Source organism: Nonomuraea sp. NPDC052116, from assembly GCF_040680035.1.
Lineage (GTDB): Bacteria > Actinomycetota > Actinomycetes > Streptosporangiales > Streptosporangiaceae > Nonomuraea > Nonomuraea angiospora_A.
Genome location: NZ_JBFAWA010000015.1, coordinates 257,160 through 263,767, shown reverse-complemented (window position 1 = coordinate 263,767; position 6,608 = coordinate 257,160). Strand labels below are relative to the sequence as shown.

Annotated in this window: 8 protein-coding genes; 2 read left to right on the top strand and 6 right to left on the bottom strand. The window is 68.4% G+C overall.

All coding sequences use genetic code 11. The annotated features are described in order from the left end of the window. Nucleotides 1-103 precede the first annotated feature (103 nt). From AB0L65_RS28570 to AB0L65_RS28560, 3 genes are all read right to left on the bottom strand, one after another. On the bottom strand, nucleotides 104-556 hold the full coding sequence (locus tag AB0L65_RS28570; protein WP_364251053.1) for a GNAT family N-acetyltransferase: 453 nt from the start codon (nucleotides 554-556) through the stop codon (nucleotides 104-106). A gap of 74 nt (nucleotides 557-630) precedes the next feature. Beyond that, complete coding sequence (locus AB0L65_RS28565; RefSeq protein ID WP_364251050.1) at nucleotides 631-1,770, bottom strand: hypothetical protein; 1,140 nt, start codon at nucleotides 1,768-1,770, stop codon at nucleotides 631-633. Next, the gene (locus AB0L65_RS28560) at nucleotides 1,760-2,854 is read right to left on the bottom strand and encodes a helix-turn-helix domain-containing protein (RefSeq protein ID WP_364251047.1); all 1,095 of its coding nucleotides are present in this window, start codon (nucleotides 2,852-2,854) and stop codon (nucleotides 1,760-1,762) included. Before AB0L65_RS28560 ends, AB0L65_RS28565 begins: the two co-directional genes overlap by 11 nt. Nucleotides 2,855-3,332: 478 nt before the next feature. Here AB0L65_RS28560 and AB0L65_RS28555 point away from each other — a divergent pair, with 478 nt between their 5' ends. Beyond that, a complete protein-coding gene (locus AB0L65_RS28555; RefSeq protein WP_364251044.1) occupies nucleotides 3,333-3,473 on the top strand; it encodes a hypothetical protein in 141 nt (46 codons plus the stop codon). Between the two features lie 174 nt (nucleotides 3,474-3,647). Continuing rightward, complete coding sequence (locus AB0L65_RS28550; protein ID WP_350730101.1) at nucleotides 3,648-4,025, top strand: STAS domain-containing protein; 378 nt, start codon at nucleotides 3,648-3,650, stop codon at nucleotides 4,023-4,025. On the opposite strand, the gene AB0L65_RS28545 is transcribed toward AB0L65_RS28550, so the two are convergent. The 3 genes from AB0L65_RS28545 to AB0L65_RS28535 form a co-directional block, all read right to left on the bottom strand. Further along, nucleotides 4,026-4,538, bottom strand: coding sequence for a hypothetical protein (locus AB0L65_RS28545; RefSeq protein WP_364251041.1), 513 nt, complete (start codon nucleotides 4,536-4,538; stop codon nucleotides 4,026-4,028). Nucleotides 4,539-4,671: 133 nt separating this feature from the next. Next, complete coding sequence (locus AB0L65_RS28540; protein ID WP_364251038.1) at nucleotides 4,672-5,241, bottom strand: nicotinamidase; 570 nt, start codon at nucleotides 5,239-5,241, stop codon at nucleotides 4,672-4,674. A 61-nt stretch (nucleotides 5,242-5,302) separates the two neighbouring features. Continuing rightward, a complete protein-coding gene (locus AB0L65_RS28535; RefSeq protein ID WP_364251035.1) occupies nucleotides 5,303-6,592 on the bottom strand; it encodes a nicotinate phosphoribosyltransferase in 1,290 nt (429 codons plus the stop codon). Nucleotides 6,593-6,608: the final 16 nt, after the last annotated feature.

Sequence of the window (6,608 nt, the reverse complement as noted above, 5' to 3'; positions counted from 1 at the left end):
CACGCTGTCTCACCAGCCAGGTCATACCGCGATGACGATCACCACAGCAACCTGGCGATCTTCAAACAACCTCACGTGCGGAAAACGGGGCTAGCCGGCGCGCTCAGCCGAGCTTTCTGACGAGGATGCGGCACAGCTCGGGCCGGAGCTCGAGCCCGCCGTTCGGGTGGTAGACGACGTCGGTGGTCGCCACCTCGCCGTGCGGCCATTCGGCGTAGCCGCGGCGCTGGTACAACCTCAGGGCGTCGGGGTTGTCCAGGCCCACGCCGAGGGCGACCTGGTCGTGGCCGTCTGCCAGGAGCCGCTCCTCGGCGGCCCAGAGCAGCGCGGTGCCGATGCCCCGGTTGCGCATCCAGGGCACGACCTCCAGGTGCGTGAGCAGCGCCACGCCCGGTAAGTGGGTACGCAGCTCGGGCTCCTCCGCGGGCCCCAGCCACATGTAGACGTCGCCGACCGCCACCCCGCCCTCCCAGGCGATGAGCAGGGCCCCGTGACCGGAGTCCTGCCTGGCGAGCCGGTCGGTGAAGTAGCCCTCCTGCCCGAGCGAGTCGACCATCGCAGGGAGGTCCGTATGGACGGCCTGACGGATATCACGTGGCCCCACGGACGACAGATTCCCGGTTCGCCCACTTATGAATCAAATGAGGTCCACTGGCGCAATAGTGGTGCACCAGGTCTGACCAGCCATTTCATGGCATCGGCCACGCTCGGCCCGAGTTGCGGGATCCTGGCGAAGTGATCGGCCCACTGATCGCGGTCCGCCGCCCACGCCTCCAGGTACTTGACGCAGAACTGCGGCGTGATGCGGTTGAGGCGGCCCAGCGCGGCCAGCAGGGACTCCTCCATGGCCCGGCGGCTCGTCGTCGCGTCCGGCGGGAGCTCCCTGATGCGGCGCAGCACTTCCTTGACGAAGTCGCCGCGCCTGGCGAGGGCGCCGACCCAGTACGCCGGATCGGCGGCGGCCTGCCAGCCCGTGCCCTCGCCCCCGTCGAGCAGCCAGTAGACGCCCTCGGCCAGCACGTCGCCGAGCTCCTGGTCCCGCGCGCGCATGGGGCGGTCGAAAGGGTCGTACGGGCGCTGCTTGACGATCCCCGTGACCGCGAGCGGGCGCACCGACTTCTCGCCCAGCAGGTAGAACCAGTCCTCGTTGTAGATGTTCGGGAAGAACGAGGGGTTTCGGGTCGTCTCGACGGCCAGGGCGCCGCCGCCCACGAACGACTCCTGATGCCCGCCGGTCAGCCGGTGGGCGTGGCACACCACCGAGTTGTCCGGGTAGCCGCCGATGTGCATGCCCACGGCGTCGTACGAGTCGAGCAGGGCGGCCGCGTGAGACACCTCCTCGTGCCCGCCGACCTCGATGTCGTCGTCCAGGAAGACGATGCGCCGCCAGCCCATCAGGCGGGCCAGCAGCAGCCCCGTGTTCCGCTTGGCGCTGAGGTCGGTCGCGCGGGCGAACGGCGTGCCCTTCAGCAGGGCCGTGGTCGCGAAGTCCGGCAGGTTGAGGCGGGCCACGTTGTCGATGTCCACGGAGATGAACTGCAGGCCGGCCGGCATCAGGAGGAGGTCCGGCTTGCTCCACTTGCTGTGCAGGGTCACGAGGGGGCAGTCCAGGGCGATCGCCAGCCGGATCGCGTGGCTCAGCCAGACCGGATGCCTGATGGTCGGCACGACGATGGCGTCGACGCGGCCGGACTTCGCCACTCGCGGGTAGACCTCGATCAGATCCCGGTGGGAGCCGTGGTGATGCTCCGATCCGACCTCAGTCCCCACGAGAGGGCTCCGACCACTCATGCAGCCGGAACGTGTTCAGGGTCCAATCAGGAGTGACGACCACGCGGTCCCTGATCCGGACGCGCGTGAGAATGCTGTAGGCCGCGGCGGTGCCGAAACGTGCCCGCAGATAGACGGCGTTGCGGTCGCGGAATCGCTCGTCGGTCAGGGCCCGCACCGCACCGTAGACGCCTCTGCCGTACATCCCATTGCAAATGGTCAACGTGCGCTCGACATTGTCGGGATTGACGCCGCGGTAGAAGAACCCGACGTCCTCAAGGAGTTGCAGATTATCGCCGGACCCGGCGGTGACGGTGTAGTGCCGGCGCGTGTCGCCCCCCTCGATGACCTCGAAATACGGACCCTTTTCCCCCTCCCAGTCGGGCACCTGCCGCACCGGGAGTTCTGCTTGCGCGAGCACCGCCCCGGTGACCGCGTTGTAGTCGACGCCGCCCAGGAGCACCACGTGCGTCGTCAGGTCGTCGGAACGCAGATCCTCGGTGGAGACCAGCTTCACCGGGCTGCGCGGATTCGCGGCCCGGAGATGGCCCCACAGCTCGAAGAGGGAGTCGAGGTCGGAGTACTTGTACAGCTCGATGTAGTCGGGGCTCGACGGGTCCGCGTACGGGATCTTGGTCCGGTCCTCCTCCGGGACCTGCGAGCAGATGACCGTGATCGGCTCTCCGTCGCGGAAATGCCAGGGGCCGGCCTGGAGCGCGTCCCGCGCCGCCGGCTCGGCGTTCTCACCCGACGCCTGGGACTTCAGCGCGGCCTGGCGCAGCCGGTCGAGCTCGGCGAGCAGGTGGCGGTGGTCCTCGAGCTCGCCCGCCGTCAGGTCGGACACGGGGAGCACGCGTGCCGTCCCGTTGGAGATGGATCGCTTGGTCGCGAAGAACGCGGCGTACTTCTCCAGCCGGTGTAAGGGCGGGATCTTGCTCGTATGGGCCGACTCCCACGACGAGATCAGCGCGACGCTGACCTGGAACGCCTCGCGCAGCTGTGCCTGGGTGACGCGCCGGTCAGGCCAGTGGCTTTCGCGCAGCTCGCGCAGTCGGCGCGCCAGCGCGGAATTGACGCCGCTCATGCCAGCCCCATTGGTGTGAACTTCAGTAATCTCTAGTGAACATCAACCTGGCGGCGGAATCGATGAAGAATCCGCAGCTAAGGCCTAACAGAACAGCCAACGTGCGCAAACGGGTGAGCACAAGAGCCATCAGTCTAACCATTCAGCTGTCACCGCCGTGTACGAATAGGGCGGTTCAGTCGGGGTAAACCCCTAATTGGAGAAGATTCACTGAAGTTAGCTGAATATGGGTGGAGGTGGTTCGTGGCGAGGGTCCGATGAGCCACACCCGGCAGGAGCGGCATCCCCATGCAGAAAGACAGCGGAACACCCCCGCGACGAGCCCAATCATCGGCGGAGGTGCCCGCGAGCGAGGTTTCTGTCAGAGCGCGTCTCCGCACCAGGGAAAACCTTCATGACCACACTAGTCCTCCACCTCTCGGTGGCAATACCAACATCAACCGATACCAGAGCCTTGACCCTCTTCCTCCTGACGACCTTGATCACACTGGCAGCGGCGGCCATCCGCTGGATGGTGAAGCGGGCGAACGTCGTCCTGGTGATCAGTGGCACGGGCGTCCTGGTGATCGTCCTGTCCGTGCTGCTCGCCGCCTATGTGATCACCTTCGGGACAGTCTGAGGGAGCCGTCGCGCGCGGCGCTCCGCCCCCCGGCGCTGCGCGCGTGCCGGTCGCCTGTGACGATGGGTGACTCTGTGCATTTGGCCACAGAGCGGCTCCCATCTGTTAGAAACTCGACGGAAGAGGCAACAACCACTCTTGGCTTGTCTCGGGATACGCAGAAGGACTTTGCCCATGTCGTCTGAGGTCACCAGAAAGCCGATGCTGACCGTGACTTCCGGCCTCTCGCGAAACGCCGTCATCCTCAAGCTCGAGGGCGAGCTCGACGTCAACGTCCTGCAGGTGCTGCGCGAGCACCTCGAACCCGTCTGGGCCCTTCCTCCCAAGCCCTTCCTGATCCTGGACCTGGGCGAGCTCTCGTTCTGCGACTCCATGGGGATGAACGAGCTCGTCGGCGTCATGCAGCGGTGCGAGTCCAGAGGGACCCGGCTGCTGCTCGGAGGGGTTCAGGGGGTCATGGCCAGGGTGCTGTCGATCACCGGGCTGCGGCACGCGTTCGAGGTCTTCGCCCGGCTCGACGACGCGCTGCGGCTCGCCGTGGCCAAGCCCTGACTACGTCTGGGGGATGCGCCGCCCGGTGCGGCCGTCGGTCAGGACGTAATCCGGCTTCTCCCGCAGGGGGAGCTTCAGCGCGGCCCGGCCGCTCTCGACGCGCACCGGCAGCGTGAACACCCGCTGGTGGTGGCTCGGGAGCGCGGCCGGGTGGCTGCCGACGTTGGGCCCCTCGTACAGCCATAGGCGCAGCTTGCGGCCCTCGGCCCGGACCACGACCTCAGCGGCCCCGCACTCCTGCGGCGCCGCCGCCCAGCTCAGCACGATCTCGTGGGTCACCTTCGCCGAATGGGGGACCGGGGCGCGCTCCTGGCAGGAGGCCACGAGGTTGGCCACGATCGCCGGAGGGGCGGGGGCGGGCCGCTCTTCGGCGCCCATCGCGATCGTCCCGCCCTCCAGCAGCGCGAGCGTGACGACCGCGGCCACCCGCTCGCCGGCGCTCCCCCGGACGAGCAGCCACAGGGAGAGAGGACCGAGGACGAGCCAGGCCGCACCCAGGGAGATGGCCAGCATGAATCTACCTCCCGCGAAAAGGAGTTTGTGACTCTCCGTATTACTACGGCTCCGGAGGGGGTTCGTCCTCTTGAATATCACATGAACGCAGCGTTGCCTATCGCATACGCCTCGTGATCAATGGTGATCCCGGTCACCCCAGGACGGGCGCCCCCCGGAGGGTGGCGCCCGCGTCCTTCAGCTCCGCCAGCGCCACCTCCGTGGTCGTCGGGGCCACGCCGGCCGTCAGGTCCAGCAGCACCCGCACCGCCAGCCCGTGCTTGACCGCGTCGAGCGCCGTCGCGCGCACGCAGTGGTCCGTGGCGATCCCGACCACGTCCACCTCGTGCACCCCGCGCTGCCCGAGCCACTCGGCCAGCGGGACCCCGTCGCCAGAAAGGCCCTCGAAACCGCTGTACGCGGCGGCGTAGGCGCCCTTGCTGAACACCTCCTCCACCTCCGACACGTCGAACGACGGGTGGAAGTCGGCTCCCGGGGTCCCGGCCACGCAGTGCGCCGGCCACCTGGAGACGTAGTCGGGCGATTCGGCGAAGTGGTCGCCGGGCGAGATGTGGTAGTCGCGGGTCGCCACCACGTGGTCATAGCCGTGTTCGGCCATGTGGCGAGTGATCGCCGCCGCCACCTCCGAGCCGCCGGCCACGGGCAGGCTGCCGCCCTCGCAGAAGTCGTTCTGCACATCCACGATGATCAATGCGGTCCCCATATTCAGCACTCTAATAACAGGGCCCGCCGTCCGACCCGTCGCCCCGCTGCCGCGGGGAGGGTCAGGCGAACTCCGTGGGGATGGCCGCGTACCCCCGGCCGAGGTGCAGGGCCTCCTGGGGGAGGGTGGCGACGGCGGCCTCGTGGCGCTCGCGGGCGGCGGGCAGGGGCTCCCTGCCCACGACCTGCCCGTCGCGCACCAGCTCGTGCAGCAAGGGGATGCCGCCTTCCGGGGCGAGGCCGCCGGTGGTGATCAGCTCGGTCTCCACGTTGCCCACGTCGTCCATGAGCCGGTACGCCTGCTTGCGGCCCCCGCGCGACGGCTTGCCCACCGAGCGCTTGGCCACGGCCTCCAGCTTGCCCGTGGCCGTCTCCCTCGCCACCAGCTTGTACACCAGGGCCGCGGTGGGCACGCCGGACCCGGTCACCAGGGACGTGCCGACGCCGTAACCGTCGACGGGGGCGGCGGCGAGCGCGGCGATGGCGTACTCGTCCAGGTCGGAGGTGACCAGGATGCGGGTCTCGAAGGCCCCGAGCGCGTCGAGCTGCTCGCGCACCTCCTGCGCGGCGGCGGCCAGGTCGCCGGAGTCGATGCGGACCGCGCCCAGCTCCGGCCCCGCCAGCTCCACGGCCGTGCGCACCGCCTCGGCCACGTCGTACGTGTCCACCAGCAGCGTCGTCTTGCGGCCGAGCGAGGCGATCTGGGCCTCGAACGCGTCCTTCTCCGAGTCGTGCAGCAACGTGAACGCGTGCGCCGCCGTGCCCGCCGTGGGCACGCCGTAGGCGTACCCGGCCATGAGGTTGGAGGTGGAGGCGAAACCGGCGATGTACGCGGCCCGGGCGGCGGCCACGGCGGCGGCCTCGTGGGTGCGGCGCGAGCCCATCTCGATGATCGGCCGCTTGCCCGCGGCGTTGGTCATGCGGGAGGCCGCTGAGGCGATGGCGCAGTCGTGGTTCAGGATCGACAGGGTGAGGGTCTCGAGCAGCACGGCCTCCGCGAAGGTCCCCTCCACGATCATGATCGGGGAGGCGGGGAAGTAGAGGTCGCCCTCGCGGTAGCCGTAGACGTTCCCGGAAAACCGGTAATCGGCGAGAAACGCCAGAGTGTCGTCGTCGACGACCTGCCTCTTCCGCAAATAGGTGAGTTCTTCCTCACTGAAACGGAAGCGTTCTAGCTCGTCCAGGACACGTCCTGTCCCGGCGACAACCCCGTAGCGCCTGCCACCCGGCAGATGTCTGGCGAACACCTCGAAAACGGCGCGCCTGTGCGCCGCTCCGCTCCGGAGCGCCGCCTGCAGCATCGTCAGCTCATAGTGATCTGTGAGCAACGCAGTGCTCATGGTCATTGTCACGACTCGAAGACTACGG

Coding starts and splice junctions, on each gene's coding strand:
- AB0L65_RS28570 (WP_364251053.1), bottom strand. CDS start 556: ATGGTCGACTCGCTCGGGCAGGAGGGCTACTTCACCGACCGGCTCGCC.
- AB0L65_RS28560 (WP_364251047.1), bottom strand. CDS start 2,854: ATGAGCGGCGTCAATTCCGCGCTGGCGCGCCGACTGCGCGAGCTGCGC.
- AB0L65_RS28550 (WP_350730101.1), top strand. CDS start 3,648: ATGTCGTCTGAGGTCACCAGAAAGCCGATGCTGACCGTGACTTCCGGC.
- AB0L65_RS28545 (WP_364251041.1), bottom strand. CDS start 4,538: ATGCTGGCCATCTCCCTGGGTGCGGCCTGGCTCGTCCTCGGTCCTCTC.
- AB0L65_RS28540 (WP_364251038.1), bottom strand. CDS start 5,241: ATGGGGACCGCATTGATCATCGTGGATGTGCAGAACGACTTCTGCGAG.